General features: G+C 66.2%; 15 protein-coding genes. 10 read left to right on the plus strand and 5 right to left on the minus strand.

Going from position 1 to position 26,332, the window contains the following annotated elements:
- The first annotated feature begins 103 nt into the window (after positions 1–103).
- From G5C50_RS25725 to G5C50_RS25745, 5 genes are all read left to right on the plus strand, one after another.
- Positions 104–1,924 carry an AI-2E family transporter gene (locus G5C50_RS25725; RefSeq protein ID WP_165073840.1) on the plus strand — a complete coding sequence of 607 codons (1,821 nt, stop codon included), beginning with the start codon at positions 104–106 and terminating at the stop codon, positions 1,922–1,924.
- 103 nt (positions 1,925–2,027) lie between these two features.
- Positions 2,028–2,507 carry a CBS domain-containing protein gene (locus tag G5C50_RS25730; RefSeq protein WP_165073841.1) on the plus strand — a complete coding sequence of 160 codons (480 nt, stop codon included), beginning with the start codon at positions 2,028–2,030 and terminating at the stop codon, positions 2,505–2,507.
- On the plus strand, positions 2,504–3,028 hold the full coding sequence (locus G5C50_RS25735; RefSeq protein ID WP_165073842.1) for a hypothetical protein: 525 nt from the start codon (positions 2,504–2,506) through the stop codon (positions 3,026–3,028). Before G5C50_RS25730 ends, G5C50_RS25735 begins: the two co-directional genes overlap by 4 nt.
- A gap of 37 nt (positions 3,029–3,065) precedes the next feature.
- A complete protein-coding gene (locus G5C50_RS25740; RefSeq protein WP_165073843.1) occupies positions 3,066–3,371 on the plus strand; it encodes a DUF883 family protein in 306 nt (101 codons plus the stop codon).
- Entirely contained in the window at positions 3,350–3,802 is a 453-nt protein-coding gene (locus G5C50_RS25745; protein WP_165073844.1) for a phage holin family protein, read from the plus strand. The genes G5C50_RS25740 and G5C50_RS25745 overlap by 22 nt, the downstream gene beginning before the upstream one ends.
- 67 nt (positions 3,803–3,869) lie before the next feature.
- Here G5C50_RS25745 and G5C50_RS25750 read toward each other — a convergent pair whose 3' ends face one another.
- From G5C50_RS25750 to G5C50_RS25760, 3 genes are all read right to left on the minus strand, one after another.
- Positions 3,870–5,129 (minus strand): HupE/UreJ family protein, encoded by a 1,260-nt coding sequence (locus G5C50_RS25750; protein WP_165073845.1) that lies wholly within the window; start codon positions 5,127–5,129, stop codon positions 3,870–3,872.
- An 11-nt stretch (positions 5,130–5,140) separates the two neighbouring features.
- Positions 5,141–6,265, minus strand: a complete 1,125-nt coding sequence (locus tag G5C50_RS25755) for a DUF3500 domain-containing protein (RefSeq protein ID WP_165073846.1) — start codon at positions 6,263–6,265, stop codon at positions 5,141–5,143.
- A gap of 123 nt (positions 6,266–6,388) precedes the next feature.
- Entirely contained in the window at positions 6,389–6,841 is a 453-nt protein-coding gene (locus G5C50_RS25760; RefSeq protein ID WP_165073847.1) for a hypothetical protein, read from the minus strand.
- A gap of 137 nt (positions 6,842–6,978) precedes the next feature.
- On the opposite strand from G5C50_RS25760, the gene G5C50_RS25765 reads away from it, so the two are divergent.
- From G5C50_RS25765 to G5C50_RS25775, 3 genes are all read left to right on the plus strand, one after another.
- Positions 6,979–7,557 carry an ECF-type sigma factor gene (locus G5C50_RS25765; protein WP_165073848.1) on the plus strand — a complete coding sequence of 193 codons (579 nt, stop codon included), beginning with the start codon at positions 6,979–6,981 and terminating at the stop codon, positions 7,555–7,557.
- Positions 7,554–9,386 carry a protein kinase domain-containing protein gene (locus tag G5C50_RS25770; RefSeq protein ID WP_165073849.1) on the plus strand — a complete coding sequence of 611 codons (1,833 nt, stop codon included), beginning with the start codon at positions 7,554–7,556 and terminating at the stop codon, positions 9,384–9,386. Before G5C50_RS25765 ends, G5C50_RS25770 begins: the two co-directional genes overlap by 4 nt.
- Positions 9,387–9,527: 141 nt before the next feature.
- Positions 9,528–10,826: a hypothetical protein gene (locus G5C50_RS25775; RefSeq protein WP_165073850.1), complete on the plus strand. Its 1,299-nt coding sequence runs from the start codon at positions 9,528–9,530 to the stop codon at positions 10,824–10,826.
- Here G5C50_RS25775 and G5C50_RS25780 read toward each other — a convergent pair.
- Positions 10,762–20,892 carry an Ig-like domain-containing protein gene (locus tag G5C50_RS25780; RefSeq protein ID WP_165073851.1) on the minus strand — a complete coding sequence of 3,377 codons (10,131 nt, stop codon included), beginning with the start codon at positions 20,890–20,892 and terminating at the stop codon, positions 10,762–10,764. The genes G5C50_RS25775 and G5C50_RS25780 overlap by 65 nt on opposite strands.
- Positions 20,893–22,725: 1,833 nt before the next feature.
- Between G5C50_RS25780 and G5C50_RS25785 the strand changes: the two genes are divergently transcribed.
- Together G5C50_RS25785 and G5C50_RS25790 are read left to right on the plus strand one after the other, a co-directional pair.
- Positions 22,726–23,586, plus strand: a complete 861-nt coding sequence (locus G5C50_RS25785) for a ParA family protein (protein WP_165073852.1) — start codon at positions 22,726–22,728, stop codon at positions 23,584–23,586.
- A gap of 115 nt (positions 23,587–23,701) precedes the next feature.
- Complete coding sequence (locus G5C50_RS25790; protein WP_165073853.1) at positions 23,702–24,172, plus strand: hypothetical protein; 471 nt, start codon at positions 23,702–23,704, stop codon at positions 24,170–24,172.
- A 6-nt stretch (positions 24,173–24,178) separates the two neighbouring features.
- Here G5C50_RS25790 and G5C50_RS25795 read toward each other — a convergent pair whose 3' ends face one another.
- Positions 24,179–25,714 (minus strand): replication initiator protein A, encoded by a 1,536-nt coding sequence (locus tag G5C50_RS25795; RefSeq protein WP_240907364.1) that lies wholly within the window; start codon positions 25,712–25,714, stop codon positions 24,179–24,181.
- Positions 25,715–26,332: the final 618 nt, after the last annotated feature.

Below are 26,332 nucleotides of genomic sequence, written 5' to 3' on the forward strand. Positions count from 1 at the left end.
ATGCGGATTCCATGCATCGGCGCGGCGTTTGCTAACCCTCTGACGACGGCGGCGAAAAACATCTCTGCCCGACTCCGGGATCCGTGCGAGTGAATTAGCGGCCATGAACATCGACGTCGCCACCACGCGGCTCCTGCGCATCCTCCTGATCGGCGGCACGATCGTCCTCGCGATGTCGGTCGCCGCCGACGTCTTCAAACCGCTCGCCCTGGCGATCCTCATCACGTTCCTGCTGGCCCCGATCGTGAGCCGCCTGGAACGCATGGGCCTGCCCCGAGTCTTCAGCGTGGCGATCGTCCTGCTGGTCGGCATGGCCGCCGTCGGCGCGACGGCGTACATCGTCGGCGGCCAGTTCGCCAGCATCGCCCGGGACGTGCCCAAGTACACGGAGAACATCCAGGCCAAGGTCTCCCGCCTGCGACCCGGCGAAGAATCGACGATCGCGAAGATCGTGAATGCGGTCACCCGCCTGTCGAAATCGAACGCTGCCGAGGAGGAACGCGCCCAGCCGGTCCGGATCATCTCGGGGAGCGACTTCTGGGAGAACCTGCACGCGTTCCTCGGGCCGTTCGAGTCCGCCCTCGCCATGGGGGGCATCGTGCTGCTGCTGGTGGTCTTCATCCTCTTCGAGCGTGACGAGATCCGGGCCAAGCTCATCCAACTCGTCGGCTGGGGACGGATCGGGGTCACCACCAAGACGCTCTCCCAGATTGGAGAAAACCTCAGCTCGTACCTCGCGGCGCTGGCCATGGTGAACGCCGGCTTCGGGCTGGTGATCGGCCTGGGGTGCTGGGCGATCGGCCTGCCGTCGCCGGCGCTCTGGGGGTTTCTGGCGGCTCTCTGTCGATTCATCCCCTACCTGGGAACGCTGCTCTCGTTTTCGTTCCCGTTTCTCATCTCGATCGCCCATTTTGCGGGCTGGACCCAGCCGGCCCTGGTGCTGGCCCTGTTCGCCGGGGCGGAACTCGCGGTCAACAGCGTCGAGCCCCTGGTCTACGGCAAGTCCACGGGGATCTCGCCGATCGGTCTGTTGATCTCCGCCCTTTTCTGGGCGTGGCTGTGGGGTCCGCTCGGCCTGCTGCTGGCCAACGCCCTGACCGTCTGCCTGGCCGTCGCCGGGCGGTCGATCCCCGGACTGGAGGCCCTCGGCATCCTGCTCCGCCACGACGTCTCGGTGAGCGACGACCTGCGCTGGTATCAACGCGTCCTCAGTCATGACGTCGACGGGGCGATGACGATCCTGGACGACGCCCTCAAAACGAAATCCCTGGAAGAAGTCTGCGACCAGATCGTCATCCCGACTCTCTCTCGCGCCGAGCAGGACCGCACCCACGAGCACGTCGACGGCCGCGACGTCGCCTTCATCTGGCGGACCGTCCGCGACTGGATCGACGAGGTTTCCGAGCGCGACGACGTGATCCTAACGCCCAAGGTCGCCGACGCCGCTGAACCGCTTCCAACGCCGGTTCTGGCCGGCGAGTCGCCCGCCCTGGTGGGAATTGCGTCCGGCGGCGGGGCTGACGCACTCGTCCTGCGGATGCTCAACGTTTTGCTGCAGCCGACGGGCGTTCGGCTGACCATCATGTCGGCCAGCGGCTCCTCGCTGCGGGTCACCGACAGGGTGGGCGAGTTGGATCCGGCTCTCATCCTGATCTCGCACGTCCCTCCTGAGGGGCTCACTCGGGCGCGTTATCTCGTCAAGCGGATGCACGCCCGCCGGCCGGAGACTCCCATCACGGTCGGCTACTGGGATTACGACGTCCCGCCGCTCGAGCTGACCGAGCGTTTCCGTCCGGCTCGGCTCGTGGTGAGTTTGGCCGCGGCTCGGGCCCTGATCCTCGAACGCATCTCCGCCGTCCAGGGCGCGCCGTCGGGCCCGTCCGGGGACGCAGCTCCCGCCCTGGTGGACGCGAGCCGCCCCTGAACCGGGCGGCATGCGATGTGCATGTCAATGACCGACATCGAGCGACAGCAGCCCCGAATACGGGCTGGCCAGGTCGCTGGAACCGACCCCTGGAGCCTTGCCAATGAGCGCCGGTTCGACCGAACCCACTCCCGCCGCGACGACGCCTGAAGACCTGCTCGTCTCCGACGTGATGACCCCCGTGGCCGCCACCTGCTCTCCGTTCAGCACGGTCACGGAGGCCGTGATGATCTTCAAGGCGCAGGACGTGGATGTGGTGCCGGTGATCGACGCGGGCAAACCGGTGGGCGTAGTCGTCGACCGCGACGTCGCCCTCGCCGTGGCCGACGCCCCCGACCTGGCGACGCGACCCGTCTCTGAAATCATGGTCAAGGACTGGCCCACCGTCCCCGTCGACGCTCACGTCGACCAGGCGCTCCAGGCGATGTCGGCCGTCGGTTCACGACTGGCGCTGGCCGTCGACGCCTCTGGATTGCTCGCCGGCCTGGTCTTCTGGGCCGAACTCGCTCGACGACTTCCGCTCGAAGCCGCGCCGGCTCCGAGCCCCGACGTTGAGGTTCCCGCCGAGGTGACCAAACCGTGAGCCAGGTCGACGACATCCGCCGCCAGATGGCCCTGATCCGCCACGAGATGCATTACGACGTCTCGAACGTCGTCAGCGACGTCGAGAGCGTGATGGACTGGCGGTCGATCATCCGCAGGCACCCTTACATCACGATCGGCGCCGGTCTTGCGGTTGGATATTTCCTCGTGCCTCGTCGCAAACCCGCAACGCGAACCGTGCCGCTGCCGCAAGCCCTGGCGGAGATCTCGCCCGAAACCCTCGCGGCCGTCATTCCGCCGGTCGTCGAGGCTTCAAGAAAGGCTGAGAAGCCCTCGAAGCCACTCAGCCGGCAGTTGTTGGGATGGGGCGTGGGCATGCTCTGGCCGCTCGTCGGCCAGTCGGTGCAGGCTTACGCCGCGATGTGGCTGGAAGACCAGATCAAACAACACCTCAACCCGAACCCCAAGCCTCCCGGCGACCGTGTTCCTCCCTCATCATCAGGGAGGCCGGGAGAACCCTATGACGGCGCCCCCGCCACGCGGGACGCCCGGCGCGGCTGAGCCCCCGCCGATCCTCTTTGCGAAAAGGAGCTTCACCATGGGTTCCCACATGTTCGGCAGCTGGGCCGAGAACGCCCGACGCCCGATGGAAGACGCCCGCCAGGCCGTTGGTGAGGTCGGCGAGGCCGCTCGCCGCAGCTATGAAGACGCCGCCCACCGCGCCCGTCAGGCCTATGGAGACGTCGCCGACCGCGCCCGCGACGCCTACGGCGATGTGATGGACGACTACATCGGCCCGTATCGCCAGTCCTTCGAGGACGCGATCGTCTCCAATCCCGTCAAGGCCGTCGGCGCTGCGCTCGCCGTGGGAGTTCTCCTCGGATGGCTCATCAAACGGTCCTGAACAACGGCGCAGGCGCTCCCGCAGCGTCTCAAAACCGTCCAACCGGGTTGATGGACAACGTCAGCTCGTTCGGCAGCGATCTGGCGTCGCTGGCGTCGCTCCAGGGCAAGCTGGCGGCGGCCGACGCCAAGGAGAGTCTTCAGAAGGCCGCGCCGGCGATCGCCGGCCTGGTTCTGGCGACCCTCCTGGCGTTCGCCGGCGTCGTGGCGATTCTTGGGGGCCTCAGCCTCTGGATCGCCGAGGCCTTCTCCATGAAACCCTACGCGGCGCTGATGTTCACGGGCCTCGGCGCCCTGGTGCTGGTCGCGATCCTGGCCGCCGTCTGCGCGCGGATGCTCAACTCCAGCTTCACCACCTTCCGACGCTCCTCCGAAGAGTTCGAGCGCAACCTCGCCTGGATCAAAACCACCCTCACCCACAGCGGACGCTGATTTCTCGATAGATGGATCGATCCGGTTCAATCCCAGGCCGTACGCCTCCCCGAGGGGCGTGCGGCCCTTAAATTGCGCCGGCCGGTTCCACCAACTCGCGGCGACCATTCCAGCCGGCCGCGACGGCCAGCGCGATCAGGCCGACCAGAAGCCAGACGCCGTGGGCCGCGACCCCTTCCACGAGCGGGCCGATCGGGTTCGGCCAGTCGAAGGCCCGCTCCGCGAACCAGGCGGCCGCGGCGATCCCGGTGAAGACGGCCCCGGCTGTGCGAAGGGGGCCGTAGACCCTCGTCCGGGCCAGCAGCACCAGCCAGGGCATCGTCGCCAGGACGACCAGGATCTGGAAGGCTTCGATGCCCAGATTGAAGCCCAGCACGGTGAGGGCCAGCGTCCAGGGATCGAGCCCGAAGCCGTCGAGCGTCGCCGCGAACGCCAGGCCGTGCACCAGGCCGAAGCCACCGGCGATGTAGACTTCGCGCCCGCGGAAGATTGGAACCAGGGCGTGAACGGCCGAGATGAAGATCGACAGGGCAATGGCCGACTCGACGAGGGCGTCCGGGAGGCGAGCCCATCCCAGGGCGCCGACGACCAGCGTGATCGAATGGCCCACGGTAAACGCGGTCACGACCTCGACGATCCTTCGCAGGGCCGTCCTCACCCCGGCGTAGCCTCCCCAGCGCCAGCCCTCGGCGACCAGCGGTGCGGGGAGAATCAGGGCGAGCAGGAACAGGAGGTGGTCGGTCCCCTCGGCGATATGTCGGACGCCCAGGCGGAACATCGCGGCGAAGCCCCGAAACCAGCCACCGCCGGATCGGTCGACGACGAGCGTGACGTCGGTGTCGCGCATCGTCCCCAGGATCACCGGCTCGTCGGCCGTGACGCCGTTGCGCCAGTCGCCGGCCAGCGAGACGACCGCCCGGTGAGTCACCAGGCGGTGAAAGATCGCGTCGTAACCGAAGGTCAGCCGATCCACGGGAGCGCCGGGGGGCGGGGTCATCTTCAACGAAACCCGCACGTCCGGTTCCTGCTCGACGACCGGGGCCACCTCGCCCACCGCGACCGTCCACGGCCGGCCGTCGGGGGCGATCGGGCGGACGTGGGCCCGGACGTAATCCTTCAACTCCTCGCCGTACTGTTCGACGATCGCCACGGCGTCCGGGGGCAAGGGTTTGTCCCATCCCACCGCCAGCTCGCCGATCGGCAGAGTCAGTTCCGCGTCGATCGCGTCACGATGAATGCGCAGCACGACGGCGGAGTTGGGCATGGGGTGTCCCCATGCGGTCCCCGCCACGGCCAGAAGCAGGAGTGCCGGAAGAAGTCGTCGCATCGATCGGCGCCTCAGAACGAGAACTCGGCGCCGTAGTCGGTCAGGCGATCGCGCCAGATGGTGTGGTAGTGGTCGCTCCCCTGGGTGGCGAACTCGATCCAGACGCGCGGGCCGTCGATCCGAACGTAGTCACCGCGTTCGCCCACGTCCGTCGTGCCCGAGTACGACACCCTGATCTTGTCGAGGTCGGCCTCGTAGAGCTTCATGTAAGCAGCGCCCTGCGGGCTGTCGCCCGTCCAGGCGGCGATCGCCTTCCGGACGAAGTCCTTCGAGACGTCAGACAGTTCGGAGACGAGAACCCCCTCGCTCTTCGCGGGGAACTTGCCGTCCTTTTGAGGGCCGACGTAGACGTCGTTGAACCGCGCTTCGAGCTTCGCCTGCTTCGATTGCTCGGGCGTCAGCGAGGCCAGCAGGCCGTGGAGCGAGTCGCGCATCGGGGCGAGCGGGTCGTGGGTGTTGCCTTGCTCGTCCTTCCACACGGTCGGCTGCGCGGCGACGTGGTAGGGAGTCGCAGCTCCGGCCGTCCCCTTGTAGTAGATGTTGATGGCGAGATGGTGCCCGCCTAGCTGCAAGATCCAGGGCGTGGTCTTGGACGGCTTGCCCAGGAACGCGATCATGTAGTTCTGCGAGCCGAACATGGCCCCGCCGCCGCCTGGGCCCCCGCCCTTCTTCTGGGCCGGGCCACCCGGCCCGCCGGGCCCTCGGCCGCCGCGGCCCTTGGCGAAGGCGTCGTCGGCCGCGCGGACTTCCTGATAGCGGGCGAACCCTTCCTCCCCGAGCGCGACCTTCGCAACCTTGATGGCCGCGTCGACCTGCTCCGGCTTGAGATCGCGGTAGAAGACGCCGTTGCGACGCTCGGAGCCGCCGGGGAAGTTCGTCCAACGGATGGCGAGCGAGGGCTTGAGCTCGATCTGGGCGATCGCCCGTTGCTCATCCGAGAGCGTGGCGAGGAAGGCGTCGGCGGCGTCCACAACGTCGGCCGCTCTGGGCGAGGCGAGCAGTTCGACCGCGACCGACGCCGCCGCAGGGGCCTGCGCGGCGGCAAGGGGGGCAGCGGGCTCCAGGCCGGCCGCCATCAGGCCCAATGACAGGACGCCGGACGCCCCCGCAAGAACGAGCAAAGTAGGCCGCTGCATACGAGGCTCCCCCGATCATGGCCGTTCGAGACGTCGTCGACTCAGGAATCCGACCGTAAATCGGCGTCGATTTCGCTCCGGCCGTCCCGGATTCCCTGCAATGATCGATCGGCGGCCCTCCGACTAGGCGCCGAGGGAGATCAGCAGGACGACCCCGAACAGCAGGCGTCCGGCCGACTCGACGGCCGACGGCCTGCTTGCGACGACGAGCCGGATGCACTCGTATTGATAGACCTTCTCGGCCAGGTTCTGGAAGTACCGGCGTTCGGCCGAGGTCTGGAGTCGATCGAGGTTGAACAGACGGTCGAGGACGGCCACGGCGTCTCGATACGACGAATCGTCCTCGATCGGTCGCAGCCGCAACCCGCACGTGATCTCCAGGAAGTCTGGATTCGGGACGCCGTCGGCGTCGTCCCGTGAATCGGGTCGGATGGGATCGAGCACGATTGGAGACGCGCCGGGCTGTCCGTCGCGGCCGGGGAGGGCGGCGATGACGGCAAGCGATTTCGCTCCCACCGCCAGGGGGACCAGGACCCCCAGAGGCAGGACGAAACTCCAGAACACCAGGTCGATCATGTCCAAACTCCGCCGCTGGTTTCCGATCCGATTGGGAGGGCGCGTCGACGGCTCGTCGTCCGACGTCGCTTGTCTCCCATAAGAGGCACGCGGAAAATGAGACCGGCGGCCTTAACGACGTTTTCGGAGAAGCGACCGTGCCCGAGTCCGGGGCGGATTTGACCACCATCCTCGCCCGAGCGCGGGAGGGGGACGCCCGAGCCCGGGGCGAGGTGCTCACCCGCGTTTACAGCGAGCTCCGAGACGTTGCGGCGCGGATGATGCTGCGGGAACGTCGCGACCACACGCTGTCGCCCACGGCGGTCGTCCACGAGGCCGTGATGCGCCTTCTCGGCGACGAGGTCTTCGACCGAGCCACGAACCGCGCCTTTTTGTTCTCGGCGGCCGCCCGCGCCATGCGGGAACTCCTCATCGACCATGCGCGGACACGGTCGGCGGCGCGTCGGGGAGGGAAATGGGAGCGGGTCCCGCTCGATTCGCTGGTCGACTACTTCGAAGGTCAGAACGTCGGGATCGGCGACGTTCACGAGGCGATCGATCGATTGACAGCGATCGACGAGCGGCAGGGGCAGGCCATCACGCTCCGCTACTTCGGCGGCCTGACGGTGGCCGAGGTCGCCACGGCGCTGGGGGTGTCGGCCGGCACGGTCGAGCGGGATTGCCGGCTGGGGCGCGCCTGGCTCCACAGTCAGTTGCGAGGAGAAAAAGCAGAATGAACTCCGAACGCTGGGGCCGAATCGGCGAACTGTTCGACGCGGCCGCGAGCGTCCCCCCGGCCGATCGCCGCGAATGGCTCCGCACCGCTTGCGACGGCGACGACGGGCTCCAGGCCGAGGTCGAATCCCTCCTGCGGCACGACGACGCGGCCGATCGCGAGGGGTTCTTCCCCGACCCGACGCCTCCGGCGGAGACCGTGGATTGGCCCGCGCCCCCGAGCCCCCGTGGAGAGTCGTCCACGGATCCCGCCGGACAGAGCGACGTCTTCTCTCCCAGGGCGGCGATCGCCGCTACCGGAGGGACGAGGTCGGACGAACTCAGGTCGGTCGTCCAGTCGCGTCTCCGACAGTTGCCGCTCATTCACATCTTGACGTTCGGCATGATGATCCTGCTCCGACCGTTCTTCCTCGGCCGGGTCTCCCCGTGGATCCTCGTCCCGTTCATCGTCGTCGTGCTGGGCCTGGCCGGGGTGGTCGCGCTGCTCTCCACGCGCCGCGTCTCGCTCCCGTGGCTCCGCAGAATCGAGCTTGGGATGGTGGCCGTCCTCGCCGGCCTCCTGCTCTTCTACTCGGCTCGGGGTCTGCTGACCCCCGTAACCGACGACGGCAGGCTCCGGGTGGAGCACATCTCGGCGGAGCGGATCATGAAGAACGCGGTTCTGCTCGCCTCGCTGTTGATGTTCATCCACGCCGTCTACATCCCGACGAACTGGCGACGGGTTGCGATCGTCTCCGGCTTGCTCGCTCTGCTGCCGCTCGTCTCGCCGGCGGCGGCGGCGTTGTACGACCCCTCGGCCGCGCATTGGCTCGTCGAGCCGCGGCCCGACGGCAATCGGATGATCTGGGTTCTGGCGATCGACGTCGGCTTCTTGTTCGTCCTGGCGGGAATCTCGTCCTTCGCCGCTCAGGCGCTCTCGAAGCTGCGGTCGGAAGTGGTCGCGGCGCGGCGGTTCGGGCAGTACCGCCTCGGCGAGCGGATCGGCTCGGGGGGCATGGGGGAGGTCTACCTCGCTGAGCACGAACTCCTGAAACGGCCGTGCGCCATCAAGCTGATCCGCCCCGACGTCGTCCGCGGGCCCGGTGCGATCAGGCGGTTCGAGAAGGAAGTCTACATCAACGCGACGCTCTCTCATCCCAACACGGTGGAGATCTTCGATTACGGCCTGACCGAGGATGGGACGTACTACTACGTCATGGAATACCTGCCGGGGATGAGCCTGGCGGATCTGGTTGCACAATACGGCCCCTTGCCTCCCGGACGCGTCGTCTATCTGCTCCGCCAGGTCGCGCTGGCGCTCCACGAGGCGCACCAGGCAGGCCTGATCCATCGCGACGTCAAGCCGTCGAACATCTTCGCCGCCCGTCGAGGCGGGATGGACGACGTGGCGAAACTCCTCGACTTCGGCCTGGTCCACGCCGCGGGAGCCCCGGCGTCCACATTCAGTGATGAAGAGGAGCGGCAGATCCTCGGCACCCCGCTCTACATGTCGCCCGAGCAGGCGAGCGGCTCTCGCACCCTCGACCCCCGGAGCGACATCTACTCGCTCGGAGCGGTCGCCTACTACCTGCTCACCGGCTGGCCTCCGTTCGAGGCTCGGACCCCGATCGAAGTGTTCGTCGCCCACGCCCGCGACCCGATCATCCCCCCTTCCCAACTCCAAAGCGCCGTGCAGGACGACCTCGAAGCCGTCGTCCTCCGATGCCTGGCCAAGGCCCCCCAGGATCGCTTCCCAGACGCCGAGGCCTTTGAAGCCGCCCTCGGCCTCTGCCGATGCGCCTCCGACTGGGACAAGGCCCGCGCCCGTCAGTGGTGGCTGAAGCGTCGGTAGGGCGCGAGCAAAGCACCGATTTTCCGGATGGCAACGCCCGAGCACCTGGGAATTCCAGCGTCGGGTGAATCAAGAATGCCGATCAGGGACCCTTTTCTAGACAAATGGAGGTTCTCACAAACACCTGGGAGACGGCCCGCCATGCCCGCCACCGAAGCGCAGATCCGCGCCAATCGCGCCAACGCTCAGAAGTCGACCGGGCCTCGGACCGAGGCCGGCAAGGCCCAGAGTCGACTCAACGCTCTGAAGCACGGCGTCCGTTCCAGGACGACGCCCCTGGTTCTGCCCCAGGAAGACCCGGCCGAACTGGAAGCCCGGATCCGCGACTGGATGGAGGACTGCCAGCCGACGAACGCCGTCGAGCAGGAACTGGTCGTCCGCGCGGCGCGGGCCTCGTGGGCGCTCGATCGGGCCGAGCGGTTCGAGACCGCCCTGCTCTCCCGCCGCGTCCGCAAGGCGATGCTCCAATCACGGACGAAACGAACGGCGAAGGTCGGCGATCTGGGACGGAAGCTCTTCGCTCTGGCCGGTCGAGGCCCCCTGCCGAGCTCCCTTCCCGACGATCCGGCCGCGTTCGTCGCCGCCCTGGAGGAATCGCCCGAGGGCGTGCGCTGGTTGATCGCGCGATGGTCGGAAATCGACTGCCTGATCCGTTCAGACCAGCCCTGGACGTTCGGTGATCAGTACAGGTTCGTCCGGCTGCTGGGAAAGCAGCCCCGCGACGCGGTCGACGACCCCGAGTTGAACGCCGTCTTCCTGGCCTGGGAGGTCGCCGAGGAGGGCTGGGGCGTCGACTTCTGGAAGAAGATGCTGGACATCACCGCCTACGACGAACCCGCCTTCAACTCCTGGCGCACGTGGCGCGAGATCGCCCCTCGCCCCGCCGACCCGGACGCGGCCATCGCGATGCTGCGGGAAATCGTCGACGGTCAAGTCGAACGACTGGAGGTCCTGGCGGTCGAGCTGAATGAGATCGAGGGCGAGAACGCCGTCGAAACAGCCGAACGGGCGTCGTTCGCCGTCGACGACACCGGCGAACGCCTGCACCGGTTCCAGACCGCCCGCGCCCGCGAACTGATCAAGACCGTCGAGACTCTAGCCCGCCTCCGCAGGGAAGCCGGTCGGCCGGAGCCTCGCAAGGTCGCGACGCAGGAGAATTCGCCGAACGAACCCGCCGCCGCGACGCCCGAAACGACGATTCAACATGAAGTTAAGATACAAAGCGACGATCCGTCGATCGACGAACGAACCCGTCCGGCGGCGACGGGCGGACCTCGGCTGCGGGTGGTCGCCAGGGATGGAAAAGGCGAAGGCCCGAGGGGGACGCCCTCGGGCCTTCGGGATGGTGGTCAGGTTGCGACGGGCGGAAGCCGGATCAGCTCCGCTTCTTCCGCATCGAAGCGAGCCGGACGCCGTCGAAAGACTGGATCGCCTGGCTGAAGGCGTCGGACGCGAGCGGAGCGGCCGTGGTCGCCGCCGCCGAGGCTGCGACGACCGACTTGACCACGACGCCCTGCGGCGAGGTCGACGACTCGGCGGTCGCGGCCCCAGCCTTCGCCTTGGCCTTGATCGCAGCCGCGGTCGACTGGGCGAACCGCCCCCGAACCGGGGTGCGGAGCCTGGCGGCGGCGGCGATCTGGAACGTCACGGCCGCGACCGGAGTCGTCGAGCCGTCGGCGCCCAGGATCTCGGCCGTCAGCGAGTAGTTGCCGGCGCGGAAGCCCGCGGGAAGCTGGTAGGTGTAGCCGCCGCTCGCGTCGGCGACGACCGTCCCAACCTTCTTCGAGGCCGCGACGCCCGCCTTGCCGAGGTAAAGCTCAACCGTGGCCCCCGGCGCGGTCGTCCCCAGGAACCAGGGCTGCGAGGCCCCCTTCTCGGTGGTCGCCGCGAGAGAGAGCGACGGCAGGACGACGGGCGAGGACGCCTGGATGACGGGCGTCGTCGAGGCCGCCGGAGCCGTCGTCTCGACCACTGGGGCGGTCGTTGCGGTGGTCGTCGTCGTGGTGGTCGTTGCGGTGGTCGTGGTCGCAACCACATCCCCCGTGGGGGCGGGCGCCACCATGATGGAGGCCGTCGCGGAGGCCTTCTGAGCGACCGGCGACGTCCCGGCGATCAGGGCCGACGACGAGAGCTGACGGTAAGCCAGCGGCGAATTCACCGGGACGACGGGCGTTCCCGCGGCCGAGAAGACGGCCACCTGCGAGTCGGACCCGTTGGACTGCAACTGATCGTTCTTCACCAGGAACTGGCCCGTGCTCGGACGGTAGACGCCGGGGATGTCGTAGCCCACGCCGGCGTAGTCGGCCGGCGACGGGATGTCGCCCGCCTTGAAGACGACCGTCGTCGGGAAGGGCGAGCCGGACAGCCGGGCGATCGTGAACACGCCGGTCGCCGGATTGAAGACCGCCGGGATCATCTTGTACGGCTGGTTGGTCTTGAAGGAGATCCAGTTGTCGTACATCCCCGGCGCGGGGACCTGGTTCGCCGGCAGAGTGGCGACGACGGAGGACGTCGACGTGCTCCGGTTGAAGGCGATGAACTGGCCGGTCGAAGGACGATAGACGGCGATCTGATCGTAACCCAACCCCAGGTAGTCGCCGACGAGCGGAACGTCGCCGGTCTGCCCGAAGGTGTAGTTCTTGACCGTCCCGGTGGCGCTGGTCAAGCTCCACTTGCCGACCCCGCCGACGAGGTCGAAGACGCCGTACTCACTGGCCCCCGGCCCATCGAAGTTGCCCACGACAGGCTGGCTGGAGTTCGCCGTGCCGAACTTGAAGACCAGGCCGCCCTGCGTCGACCGCCAGACGACCCAGGTGCTGTCGCCGGGGCGGTAGGTGACGATGTCTTCCTTGCCGTCGCCGTCGAAGTCGCCCGCGAGCGGGATGTCCGTGACGAGCCCGACCTTGGTTCCGTTGGGGAACCAGATGGGGACCAGCGACGGCGGAGTCCGCCGGCCGAACCACTGACCGCTGTTGGCGGACGAGTTCCGCAGGTAGAGGATGGCCTGCGATTGCGACTTGCTGACGGTCCCCGAGTAGTCGAACGAGCTGCCGGAGTAATCCATGCCGGTCGTCACGATGGTCGTGACGAGCTTCGAGCTGTTGCTCGGCGCGGGGTTGCCGGCCGGGTCGACGGCGGTCGCCGTCAGGGAGATCACGCCGTTGTCGAGCGAGAGCGGCAACTGGACCGAGTAGTTGCCCGAGGCGTTGGCCGTGACCTGGGCCAGGACCGAGCCCGTCGGGGCGCCCGTGCTGGAAGCCTGATAGATCCGGATGATCGAGCCGGCGTTGGCCGCCCCGACCGTCCCGGTGAAGATCGGCTTCCGGACGTTGGTGATCCCGTCGCCGACGATCCCGGAATCGGTCGTCGAGCTGAGGATCAGGGTCGGCGGCGCGGTCGGGGCCGTCGTCTTGATGTGGAACGTCACCCCCGGGCTGGGGTTGTTGGCCGGGCCGGCCGCGTTGGACGCGAACGCCGCCACGGTGTAGGTCCCGTCCGGAGTGGTGGGGATCTGAAGGACGAACGCCCCGTTCGCTCCGGCCGTGGTCGTGACCGCGGGCGAGAACGAAACGTAGACGCCGGAGGAGTTCTTGTACTTCAGCTCGACCGTGGAGCCGGCAGTCGTAACGCCGGTGAACCGGGGGTTGGACTTGTTGGTGTAGTTCTGGGTCGGGTCGATCCCCGTGTTGTCCGCCGCGAGGAGCGACAGCGTGGGATCGGCGGGGACCGTCGAGTTCCCCAGGTCGGAGGCCTGCAGGTTGATCGTCAGCGTGATCACGTTGCCGACCGCGCCGGCGTCGTCGGTGGCGTAGATCTGGATGACCTTGAGGCCGTTGGTCGGGATGGCCCCGGCGTTCACCTTGAGGTTGGTGAAGTTGCCGAAGCTGTCGGTCCAGTTGGCGGCGTTGTTGGTGCTCAGCAGGCTCTTGTCGAAACCGCCGATGACCTTGCCGTCGGTCAGGTCGTAGATCGTGATCCGGGTGGCGTCGCCGAATCCGGTCGCCATGCTCAATCCCGAGACCCGGAACTGCGACGTGGTGACGATGGTATTGCCGCTGGTGTCGACGCCGCCGGTGTCGGCCGGGTTGAGCTTCACGGTTCCGGGGACGACCACCGGGGCCATCCGGATGGCGAACATGCCTCGGCCCCAGGTCGTGGCCACCAGCACGTCGGGGTCGGCCGCCGAGGTCGACGTCGGATCGTAGGGCCCGGCCAGATTGGACATCCCCGTATTGGGATCGATCGCACCCAGCGACAGGTCGAGGTCGGTCGTCGAGGTCCTGGGGAGCAGACCGCCGTCCGCCACCGAGCCGTCGATCGATTGGTTGGGGAAGGACGTCCAGGTGACGCCGTTGTCAATCGACCGGTAGACGCCGGAATTCGCGGAGACGTAGAGGACCGGGTGCAACCCCGAGCCCACCGGGTCGGCCGCCGAGTTGGGGATCGAGTACCGCCAGTCGACGACCATCGCCGTGAGGTACAGCGACTGACTGAGCTTGGTGGAGTTGGGGTCGGTGCTCTGGTCGTAGTTCTGGCCGAAGATCGTGTAGGCGATGTCGCGGAGGTTCCCCGTGACGTTGATCCACGCCGCGTTCGCGGCCAGCGAGTCGGCGACGTAGTAGACGCCCACCTGGGTCACCGCGTAGGCCGCGTGGCTACCGCGGGTCGGGCTGGGGACGATCCGCAGGATGGACGAGCCGTCGAGACCGGTGGAGGATTCGGTCCAGGCGTTCCCCGTCCCGCCGCCGCCCGTCTGCGTGATGAAGATCCGGCCGCTCGAGGTGCCGACGTACATGAAGTTGCCGAGGTTGCCGATCCCGCCCGGCGCGGTCGGGTCGGGGGCGCCGTACGCCAGGGCCTGGCTGTAGCCGCCGGGGGTGCCGAAGACGGAGGGGTCGCCGATCTGGAACCAGGTCTGGCCCTGGTTCGTGGTCGCGAAGATCCGCCCGGTCCCCGAGCTGATGATCATCTGCTGACCGGTGAGCGGGTTCACCGTGAACGTCGCCCCAGGCCCGGGAGCCCACTGCGGGTCAGGCGTCGTCGAGTTGCCGCTCGACTGGATCAGGTTGAACGTCCGGCCCGTGTGGTCGACCTGGAAGAAGGTCGTGCCCAGGTTGAGCGGCATCGAGCCCGGCTGGAAGGACTGGTAGATCGTACCGGTCCCCTGCTGATCGAACGCGACGCCGCCGGAGTTGGCGCCGCCGGACGTCTGGAACCAGGTGAGGTACCCGGTGTTCAGGACGTTGCTCGAGGAGACCTGACCGCCGTCGTTGCCGGCGGCGGCGAACAGAGCCGCGTCGACGCTGCTCGCCGTTCCGGCGTTGTTCGGCTGCACGGCCCCGTAGTAGAACTGGGCGATCTGAAGGTTGCCGTTGCGGTCGGCAACCGGCGTCGGCGTCGTCCCGACGCTCGTTCCGACCAGCTGCGTGCCGTTGTCGTCGAGCACCGAATAGACGCCGCGATTGCTGCCGTAGATCAGCCGCGGCAGGCCGGTGATCGGGTCGACGATTGTCACCAGCCTGTTATAGGTGGGCGTGGTCGTATCCGCGATCGACAATGGGGCGTCGAAGGGGATCCACTCGGTCCCGAAGCCGTTGTTCGTGAACTGCCCCAGCCCGACGGCGAATCGGGTGGCGGTGGCGTTGAACGGGTTGTCCGGATCGCGGATGTAGTTGATATAGGTCTGCTGGCTCGGGATCGGGAAGCCGACGGTCGGGATGCGGGTGGCCCAGCCGTTGACGATGCTGTCGACGGTGACCGGACCGGTCGAGCTCCAGTCGGTCTGGCCGTCGGCGGCCACCGAGGAGAACGTGGTCAGGTTCTGGGCGTCCCAGATCTTGGTGGAGTCGACCCGGATGATCCCCGTGTCGGAGTTGGCGGCCTCGTAGCCGCCCAGGTAGACGATGTTGGGATTGGTCGGATCGATGGCCAGCGACAGAGCCTCCTGGCCCCGACCGTTGGTGATCGTGTAATCGTTCAGAGCGATGTCGTTGCTGGGAATCGCCGGAACGTGTCCACCCAACGGCGGCTCGGTCGGGATCCGGACCTTCACCCAGTTCTGTCCGAAGTCCTTGGTCATGAACAGGCCGTAGAACCCGCCGTCAGGGCTCGATACGGCGGCGTAGAGCCAGCCGGCGTAGATCTTGTCGTAAAGCGCGACGCCCGTCAGGGCGGGCTTCGCCAGGACGATCCGGCCATGAGCCCCGTTGGGGTTCACCGTGCCGTTGGCCACCGCCACGTTGTTGTTGTCGCGGGTGTCGATGATCAGCGGGTTGCCCACTCCGCCGGCCATGAGATTCCAGACCTGGCCCTTGTTGGGGCTGATGTAGACGCCGTCGCCCTCGAAGGCGGCGTAGACGATCTGGAGGTTGGGGTCGGTGCCGCTGCCCGTGCTCGACGGATCGAGGATGACGTCGGTGGCGTCTCCCGCCTTCATGAGCTGCCAGGTGGCGCCCGTGTTAAGGCTGCGCCAGAGACCGCCGTTGTTGCCGCTGACCGCGGCGTAGATGATCACCTGGTTGGTCAACGTCGCCTTGGGATCGACGACCACCTTGAAGACCGTCGAACCGACGAAGGCCCGGTCGCGGAGCGGCGACGAGATCGGCAGGAGGTTGCCCGAGGAGTCGACGTTGGTGGTGCTGTCGTACAGGCCCCAGGTCGCCCCGCCGTCCTTGGAGATCAAGAAGCCGACGCCCGTCGTCCCCTGGTCGGCGTTGCCGGTGGACGCGATCACGATCGACTGGTTGGGGTCGTTGTTGCGGCCGAAGACCGCGATCGATCCGATGTTCAGGCCGCTGGTCGGACCGAAGTCGGTCAGCGGGATGTAGGTGGGGCCCTGGCTGTCGGTGGTCAGGAAGTTGGTCGTCTTCCAGACGCCGCCGGTGGCCCCGCCGATGAAGAACGTGTTGCCGCTGGGATCCGAGGGATCCTGGGCGATGGCGCCGATCAGGCCGCTCGAGCCGCTGACCGTGGCCGGACCGACCGACGTCCAGGTGTTCCGCGACAGGGCGTTGGACGGGTCGGACTGGAAGATCCGGAAGCTGCTGCTGATGCGGTCGGCGACCGGCTCGCCCAGGCCCGAGGTCGGCAGCGGCTTCTCGAACAGGAGCGACCAGTTGTTGAGCGTGGCCGTCGTGCCGCCGGTGCTGGTGATCTTCAGCTGCCAGGCTCCGCCCGAGATCAGGTCGAGGAACCCAGACGCGGTCGTCAGCGGCGTCAGCGGGTTGAACGAGGCCGCGGAGTAGGGCGGCAGGCTCTGGCTGATCGGCGTGGACGCGTTGTCGTCGAGGATCGCGTCGACGAAACCGCCGGTGTTCGGGCCCTGCGTGAGGCTCGTGAACAGCGTGATGGTCTTCTGATCGGCCTGGCCGGGATGATAGGTCAGCGTGGCCGTCAGCGGCGCCACGTTGGCGGTCGACAGGCTCAACCGCAGTCGGAGCCCGGAGAGGCCCGACGTGGCGCTCGTCCCCTGGATCAGGAAATTGTCAGGGACGTTGATGGTCGAGGTGATCGTGTTGGCCACCAGCGACTGGTTCACGGTCCCGCTGTTGTACGTCACCGAGGTCGTCGGGACGTTGACCGCCTCGCCCCGGAGGACGTCGACGCCGGCGTTGAGGTTCGAGTCCACCGCCTGGCCGTAGCGGTCGACGATGGTCGGCGCGACCTGGAACGTGTAAGTCCCGCTGAGGCTCTGCATCGGGAAGCCGATGGCGAAGGTCCGGGCGTAGAGGCCCACCAGGCCGACGGGCGTCACCGTGATGTTCGGCGTGACGCTCATCGACCAGGAGTTGAGGACCCCCACCGATCCGGTCTTGCTGTTGACGACCCTGAGCGTCCACGCCCCGTCGATGGACATGTTGCCGAACGTGGTCGCCAGGCTGCCCCCCGCCGGTCGGTACGATCCGGTGAACGGAGCCTGCGCGGACGTCACGCTCGTGATCGACTGAGCCGCCGAGTCGCTGAACGTGGTGTTGGTGAAGTTGGCCCCCGCCCCGCCGACTCCGGAGAAGAGCAGCAGCGAGGTCCCGTTGGGGGCGACCAGGTAGACGGACAGGCCGGAGGCCGTCGGGAAGGTGACGTTGAGCGTCACCGTGAGGTTCTTCGCCGTAAACGTCCCACCGTAGCTGGGCACCGTCAACGTCGACAGCAGAGTCCCAGCGACCGACGACGAAAGAGGCGCGGGAATCGACTGGCCCGTCTTATCGGAGGCGAAGTACTGCGGCCCGAGCAGCGAACCGGTCGGCCCCATGATCGAGAGCACGTCCGCGGCCGTGAACGACGAGGCCAGGATGTCGCGGTCGAAGGTGAGGTTCATCTTCGAGTTCGTGCCGTTCAGCACCAGGTTGTCCGACCCGGTGCTATTGGTCGCCGACGTCGACGCGACGTGGGCCCCCGGCACGATCAGCGGCAGGGTCATCGAGCTGAACGGAGCGGTCAACAGGTCGGTGATGGTGCTCCCCCAACTCACCGCGGAGGTGCGAGTCGGGTAGGGCGCGAGATAGTAGTCGCCCGGGGTCTTGCTGACGTAGCCGACCTGGAACGGGCTCTCGCCGGCGATGCCGTTGGCGTTCTCGTCGATCTGGTTGCCCGTCACGAGACTGCCCAGCGCGTTGTAGCGACGGATCCGGTCGGTGATCGTACTCGACGGAATCACCGCGTAGCTGTAGGTGCCGACCAGGTTCGTGTAGGCCGACGTCGAGCCGCCGTTCCAGGGGTCGAAGACCACCTTGAACATCGTGTATCCGATCAGCACCCCCTGGCTGGTGAAGACCTGGGAGCCGTCAACCGGATCGACCCTGACGATCGGCAACGAGACGTACGACGAAGTGTTGCTCGTCCCCTTGAAGAAGACGGCGATGTTGGCGTTCGTCATCACGGCCACGGGCCGGTCGAAGGTGATGACGAAGGAGTTGGCCACCGGCGACCCGTCAGCCGCGCGGAGCGTGTTGATCACATCCCCCGGCTGACCGACGACCCCCTGGGTGCTGCCGAGGATACGAGGTCCGACCGCGACGGTCAGGCGCTGGACGTAGGTCTGGAAAGTCCTGCCGATGACGTTGTTGGAGCTGTCGAGAGTGGACCTGTTCTGGTTGCCCGCCCAGGCGACGTAGACCTGCCCTGCCCCCACGGCCAGGCCCATCTGGACGCCGAAGCCGTAAGCCGAAGCCGCCGGGCTGACCCCAGTGAAGTTGTCGCCGGCCGGGTTGAGGACGACCGTCTGGCCGGTGATGGCGTCGATCGAGGTCTGAGTCGGGCTAGCGTTGGACTGGGCGCTGAAGGTGCCGCCGCCGTCGAGGCTGGCCGCCACGTAGATCGCCGACCGCGAGCGGTCCGAGTCGTCGCGGCCGTCCCGCCAGGACATCACCAGCGTGCCTGTCGCCTGGTCGACGGCGGCCTGAGGCAGGAACTGGGCCCGGCCGACGATCTGCCCCAGAGTCGTGTTCTTGTTGGCGCCGCTGTAGCCGTCGACCGATCCCTGGTCGTCGTTGACGATTCCCTGGTTGACCCAGGTCACGCCGCCGTCGTCGGACGTCACGAGGAAGATGTCGGTGTTGTCCGCCGGGTTGTCCTGACCCGACGTCCTGATGTTCATGTAGCCGACGTAGGTGACGTAGATCCGGCCCTGGTACTGACTGTACGAGCCCAGGGTGTTGTCCTGCGCGACGCTGATCTCAGGACCAATCCCCTGCGGCCCGGCCGCGGCGGAAGCGCGGGCGAAGGTGCCGCTGAGACTGCCTCGAACGTTCGTGTAGTCCGTAACAGACTTGGTGGCCGAGTCGGCCACCGTAAACGTCGTGGTGTTGGCCACCGCGCCCGACGTGGCGGTGATGCTGAAATCACGCAGCACGGGGCCGGGGTTCGTGCCGTTGTTGCGATTGGCGATGATCGTCAGGGTCCACGTACCCGAGACCTGGGCCGCCGTCAAACCCAAGGTCGAGAGGTACTGGAGGCTTCGATAGCCGTTGGCGCCTTGATCGAAGGCCTCGGTGCGGTACGTGCTCGTATAGGCGCCGGCGGTGCTGCGGTCGTTGACGCTCCGGGCTGCGCCGTCGTCGAACGTCGTCGGAATTTCGCCGTAGGGAATGAGGTTCGGCGCCGTACCGAACGTCCCTGCCATGCCCATGTTGGCCCCGGTCACGCCACGATTCTGAGGATTGGGCGTGGTTCCGGAAGCGTCCATGCCGGGAGAGAACAGAAGAATCCTCACCGGCTGGCCCGTGGCCGGGTCGATGACGCCGGCCGGCGCGGTCAGGTAGGCTCCCAGCCAGGACACGTCGGTCTGCTGGATCTCCAGATTGACGATCAGCTTCGAGAGCGAGGAGAACTTCGTCGGATCGACCGTCAAGTTGACGGGGAAATCCGTGGTTTGAACGATGTAGGGCCCAGACGACGTGGTGATCGCCTGGTTGATGGGGACGCTGCTCCCCGCGATCGGGTAGACGGCCTGGTACGAGTACCCACCCGACACCTGGGTCGCCTGGATGGCGTCGCTGGTGAAGTTGGAAGCCCGGCCGAAGTTGTCCCAGACCACCGTGGCGCCGCCGCCGGCCGTGGCGGACGTCCCCTGCGCGGCGACGATTTTGGGAGTAGCCATGGCGTAGACGCCGGCCGACGACGTCCAACGTCCCCAGGCGTTGGCGCTTCCCCCGGCGAGATTGTTGACCTTAACCGCCCCGCTGAAGGTGTTACCGCCGTCCGAGGACGAGATCACCTGGATCGAGTTCGCGTTCCAGGACGACCCGTTCTGATTGAAGATCCCCGTGGGAGTCGTTTCCTGGGTCGTCCAGCCGATCCAGACGTTCCCGGCATAGGGATCGGTCTGCGTGGCCCCGCTCGTCGGGTCGGTGAAGGACGTCTGATTGTCGTCGACGGTCAGCGTCGGATTGAGTACCGGATCCGTCGTCCACTGGCGGACGATCTGGTTGCTGATCACCGCGGTCGGCGTCCCGCCGGAACCGGTCCCCGGGAAGTTGAACTTCTGCAGGACCAACGCCCCGGACGAGTTCGACGCGTTGCTCTGCTGGGTCAACACATAAAAGTGGTGGCTGTTATCGAACGCGATCAGGGGGTTGGTCGTCTGGGTGTACCTCGTGAACACCCCGTTGGAAGGCGCGATCGCCGCATCGATCTGCGTACCACCGCCCGCGATGTTGCTCCCCATCGCGGTCCACGTCGCGCCGCCGTCGTTCGAATAGGACCCCTGAACGAGGGTCGTATTGCCCGGCGCCAGCGACGGGTCGTTACGCACCCAGATCGACACCAGGTGATACGGGTTGTAACGGTCCACGACGACCGTCGGGCTGCTGACGTTGCCCCCCGTCGTCGAGATCCCCGCCACCGAACCCGCTACCTGGGGCGCCGGCAGAATCGCCAGCAACGTCCGGGGCTCCAGGTGCTCCAGCACGGTTTGACGCGCATGCGCCTTCCGGGCCCTCTTCAGCCGGGCGTCCATGCGAAGGCCTTTACCAAGACCACGAGAGGGGACGTCCGAAGCACCCGTGCGCATGACCTGGATCTCCAAATCTCACGTTGAGGATTCGCCCTTCGCCCGGCGACGACGGTGGCGATATAGAGCGACTGCGCGGCTTATCTCGATCGACGCATTGAGCGAATCTATGGTGGATCGTCAAAACATGCCGGTTTATCCCACCGGTGTCAACTCCCCAAACGACCCATTTTACCCGTCCACCCACCCTCGCCGACCTAATCGCCCCACACATTCTCCATCGTCCCAAACGGACACATGTTTGTTATCATCCATGCCGCTAATCATCCATGTCAAGTATCTTCTCGTTTTTTATTCGACGGCCTGTCCCAAATCGAAAACCTGCGCGTACTGAGCCGCCCTCCCCTCCCCTGCCCCACCTGTCGTCCGCTCGTGAACCCGTCCCCTCGCTCCTCCCTTGAAGAGGAACTCTTGGCCGCTTCGAGGCACCGTAGAACGAGCTTCGTTCTGAAGGTGTGGCGACTCTCACGAGCCGCACCCGTGGTCGCCTTGGAACCCCGCGATCAAGGCCGCCGAAGCACCATGCTCACCCCATCAGATTGACGGCGATAAACCGATGTCGCTTGGTGCCAATACCGCAAGGCTTCAAGACGACCGATGAACCAAGGCGCCAAGTTTCCAAGGTGCCAAGAATCACCAGTCCTCAAGGGGCCTTGAAACCAAGCTTCTGCGAGTGCCTTGAAGTCATGGCTTCCTGGCATCCGAATGCCAAGCGACCCAGGCGTCAGGATTCCAAGCGGGCGATTCTTCAATTCGCCAGGGCGACAAGATTCCTTGGAACCCAGCTACCTAGCATGACCAATCACCTTGTTTCCTATGAACCCACACACCTTGACGCCTTGGTATCAAGGCCCCTGGATCAGGCGTCGCCTTGATTCATGGACAGCATGGAGCCTTGGTTTCAAGCAGTGCCGGCCCGCTTGACGGCTCGACGAATTTAGAGGTTGTCCGCCGGCGGCTCTCGCAATGCCGCTCGGCCGATCCCACGACTCGCAGGGTCCAACCGGTGATTGGAGCGAGCCGCCTGTCGTTCTACTGTTGCAGATTCCAAGGCTCCAAGCGACCAAGGCCTCCAGATGCCTTGGCACCTTGGTTCCAAGTCGACCGCATCGACTTGATGACGAGTTGTCAATAAACCAAGTTCGTCGAGGCGATTTGCTGAGGTTGGCGACTGGTTCACCTTGAAGTCAAGGAGCCACAGGCGACATGACGGCAGGATTGACTTGGAATCCACTCGCCTGGAGTCCGATTCCTCAAGCCCCCAAGGATCATGGCCGATCGATGCGCCAATCTATCAAGGCTTCAAGGTCGCCCTGACGTCTTGGCGTCTGCTAGTCCAATGTGACTTGAACTCAAGGTTCATCGTGCGCCATGACGACTTGACGCCCAGGCCCCTTGATCATCTTGGCGCCTTCATCGCTGGGAACCGATGCAACAAGAGCCCATGGGACATGGAGCGGCTCGATGCCTTGGCGCCTTGCTTCCAGATTCCACTTGGTCGCTGGACGACTTGAAGACGAGTCGTCGAGGTGATCCAGCGACATTGGCGTGTCGTCGCCAAGGTTCCAAGGCGAATGGGGACCTCGGTAGATGGGAGCCGATTCGTCGAGTTCCCAAGGAAACGACAAGTCATGGATACCAGCGACCGATAAACCAGGATGTTAAGCGATCGAGGCTTCAATTCTTCAAGAGATCGAGGCCTCAAGGCGCCATGAAACGTCGGAGCCCAGCGACCCAGGGACCAAGGTTCCAAGGCCTTGTTGTAAGGCCGTTTCGCATCAGACTTTCGCCGCGACGAAGAGAGTCCGACCTGGGCGCAGGGGAGGGGGGATCATGAGGAGCGTTGCGGTCACCAACGCCAAGGGCGGAGTCGGCAAAAGCACGACGGCCATCAACCTGGCCGCCGCGCTGGTCGAGCTCGATCAGCGCGTGCTGCTGGTTGATGCGGATCCATCGGGCAACGCAGCGCTGGGATACTTCCCCCGGGGGGCACCGGAGATCGGTCTCGCCGACGCGCTGCTGGAAGGCTCGGGACTGGCCGACGTGGCGATGGCCACGGAATACCCCGGGCTCGACGTGGTTGCTCCCGGCGACCGCCTGGGGAACTGTTCGGATCAGATGGGCGGCGTCCAGGGATTGGGGCAGGGGCGTGAGTTCCGCATCCGCCGACTGCTCAAAGGGCTGACCGGATACGACGTGGTCATCTTCGACACCAGCCCGGTTCTTACGCCGTTGAACGTGGCGATCCTTTACGCCGTGTCCGAGATCATGATCCCCATCGATCCTTGCGTCGCGGCCCTCGCCGGCGTGCGGGCGCTCGAGGATCTGGTGCGGACCGTCAGCGAGTTCCGCCTCGAGTTCACCGACGCCGGACCGCTGGCGATTTCCGGTGTGCTCATTACAAGGGTCGACCGCACGCTGGTCTCGAAGCAGATTGAGGCCGAGGTCCGCAACTACTTCGGGCCCATCGTCCACGAGATGGTCGTGCCGGCGTCGGTCAAGTTTCGCGAGGCTTATGCGCGCGGCATGCCCCTGATCCACTACGACCGCCTGAGCCCGGCGGCCTCGGCTTACCGGGCAGCCGCTCAATCGTTCCTGGAAGGTCGGGCCGCCGAAGCCCCCGCCGCAGCCTTGTCCGAGGCCGAGAACGAGGACGTCGACCCCGTCGACTCCGAGTACCGCGAAGCCTCCTGAACGTCCGTCGGTACCGATGTATGGACCATAGTTGTCCGCGGCGCGACCGCGGGCGCGAGCGAGACCCCAGCCGACCCCGACGCCCGACGGATGCGGCGACGGAAGGAGGTAGACGATGAGCAGCCCAACCCGCCGCGGAGGCATCCCCGGTCCCGAGAGCCGGACCGGCCTGACCCGGCCGAGCATGACCGAGGCCGAATTCGAGCGCCGGCTTACCGCGCAGACCGGAGCAGGGGATCCCCCAGCAGCGCAGGCGGCCGTCGCCGAGCCGATGGACGCCGACGCCTCGAACGATCAGGAGCCGGTCGGCCGGACCGCGTCGGCGTCCTCGACGTCGCGCGCCCGCGCCTCGCGAGCCAAGCCGGCGAAGCCCCGGCGCGTCCAGCGGATGTTCGCCATCGAGGAAGACGTTGACAAGAAGCTCTGGCTGTACGCGATCCACATGGGCAAGGACCGCTCGGAAGTCGTCAACGATCTGCTGCGGCCGCTAGTCGCGTCGATGGTCCTTTACGACTCGCGCGACCGCCGCTCGGGACGAAATTCCGACGCCGCCGCCGACCGCGATGCGGAGGGCGACGCCGCCTGATCGAAGTCAGGCGGAGTCGCCTTCGGGGAAGAGCAGGGGCTGGCTGGAGCCCAGCTTGCCGTCGCGGATTTTGACTTCCAGGGCGGCCAGGCAAAGTGGTTCGAGCATCTTCTTCCAGCGGCTCAGGCCGGGATTCTCGGCCTTGACGGTCGCCAGGATCGCGTCGCGTTGATCGGTTGGGAGCTTTTCCCAGGCGGCCTTGAGTCGAGCCTCACGCTCCTCCTGGTCGCGGGCGGACGCCTTGGCCTCGGCCTTCGATTCAGCCGCTTTGCGATCGGCCTCCTCGCGCCGGGCCGCGGTCGACTTCTTCGCCGCGCTGGTTTCCGTCTCGGATCGGAAGTCGTTCGGCTCCTGGTAGTCGGACCGGATCGAGGCCACGAGGTAGCCCGCCGGGTTCTTGCCGACCCGCTTGTCCTCGTTGCGAATCAACCAGTCGAAGACCTCGATCTTGGTGAGGATGCGGGCGGCGGGATGCTCGGCCACGAGTTCCTGGGCGGCCTTGGCCACCACACCTCGGCTCCGAAGCGCCTCGACCAGTTCCGAGGGCTCGTCCTCGCACGCGTCGACGCCCTCGCCGGCGGCCGCGCCGCGACGCCCACGGATCAGGATGATCCGCCACGTCCCCCGTTTGACGTACGAGTAACGCTCCTCGGGCGTCAGGACCTCCAGGAACCCGAGCTGCTCCAGTTCGTCCAGGGCGGGCTTGAGCCGTCGCTTCAGCTCGGTCGGCGCATAGGTCCGGCTCAGGCCGATGTGCTCGCAGGCCAGCGTCCGCAGGTCGAAGTCGAGCCGGGTCCGACGATAGAACCGCTTGTCCAGGAACCGGTACATCCGCTTGGTCGTCGGAAGACGGAGCTTCAGGTAAAGCTCCAGGTCGAGCTGCTTGAGGTTGCCGCTCTGGAAGCTCTGGAACATCACGTCGTTCCACTTGAAGCTTGAGAGGGGCAGGGGAGGCTTCTCCGCCTTGGCGGAGCCCTTGCCGGCCTTGCCCGCCCGTGCCGAGGACTTCCGCCAGCGCTCGCGGTCGTAGAGGGTGACGTTGTCCAGGACGTGGAACTGCTCGTCGACCCAGCTCTTGGCCGTGTTGTCCCACCAGGCGTTCTCGTACATCAGGACGACGCCCACCCAGCGGTGCAGCGCTTCCTCGATCCGACGATAGCTCTGGCCGCTCTGGGGCCACCCCAGCAGCTCGATCAGCTCGTACCGCGAGAACGGAACCCGGGCGTCGGTGAAGTTGCTGCGACGCTTGGTGAGCTGGATCAATCCGACGAGCACCTCGTCGTCCAGCGAGGTGGGGAGACCGTGCTTATGGGTCCCCATGATCGTCAACCGACGGATGATCGGTGGGCTGTCGCGCAGTTCCAGGCGGTCCTCGAAGACCAACGTCGTTTGACCATCGGGAACCCGGTCGGTCAGAGCGGCGATCGGGAATTCGGCGAGGTTCAGTTCATCTTTCCAGCCTGCGTCTCCCGCAGTCGTCGTCTCCTCGGTCGGCGGTTCAACGGCCTCGCCGTCCTCGAACATCAGCTCCAGCTCTTCCATCCCGATGCTCCCGGTGTTCGGCCCAAAAGGCTTCGCATCGAGATCCGTCCCGTCCCCGTCTTCCTGGTCGAAAAATCGAAGAACAACAGCAGGCCGTGTTGTTGTCTTTCTGTCTAGAACAAGAGTCTAGAAACAAATTCTCTGCATCGCAAGATGCTGGTAATCAATAACTTACAGAGCCTAAGTATGTCCCGTTAATCGGTAGTGGTATGCCCGGTCTATCGTGAGTGCACGCCCCAAGTATGTCTGGGCTATCGTGAAAAGTATGTCCGGTTAATCGCCGATTGACCCCAGTTTCATGCTCGGTCTATCGGTGTGTTCTCTAGTCCACTACGGGTAGATAATCGTTAGTGTTCTAATGCGCGCAAGGAGCCGTTCCACGAAGTATGCGCCATGAATCGTTATGATCGCCTGATCACGATGAAAAGGGGCTGTGGATCGAGAGAGAACCTGTTCGCGGCTCTTTGAGTGCCGATCGACGGCGACGCTGACGGAGAAGAGGGGTGAGGGCCTGGAGAGCTTGTGGATGAGTATGCTCGGTCTATCGTTATGTACCTCTGAATCGTTTCGACGCGGCGTACTCGCGATCGCTTCCGAAAGTATGTCCGGTTGATCGTT

Source organism: Paludisphaera rhizosphaerae (assembly GCF_011065895.1).
Lineage (GTDB): Bacteria > Planctomycetota > Planctomycetia > Isosphaerales > Isosphaeraceae > Paludisphaera > Paludisphaera rhizosphaerae.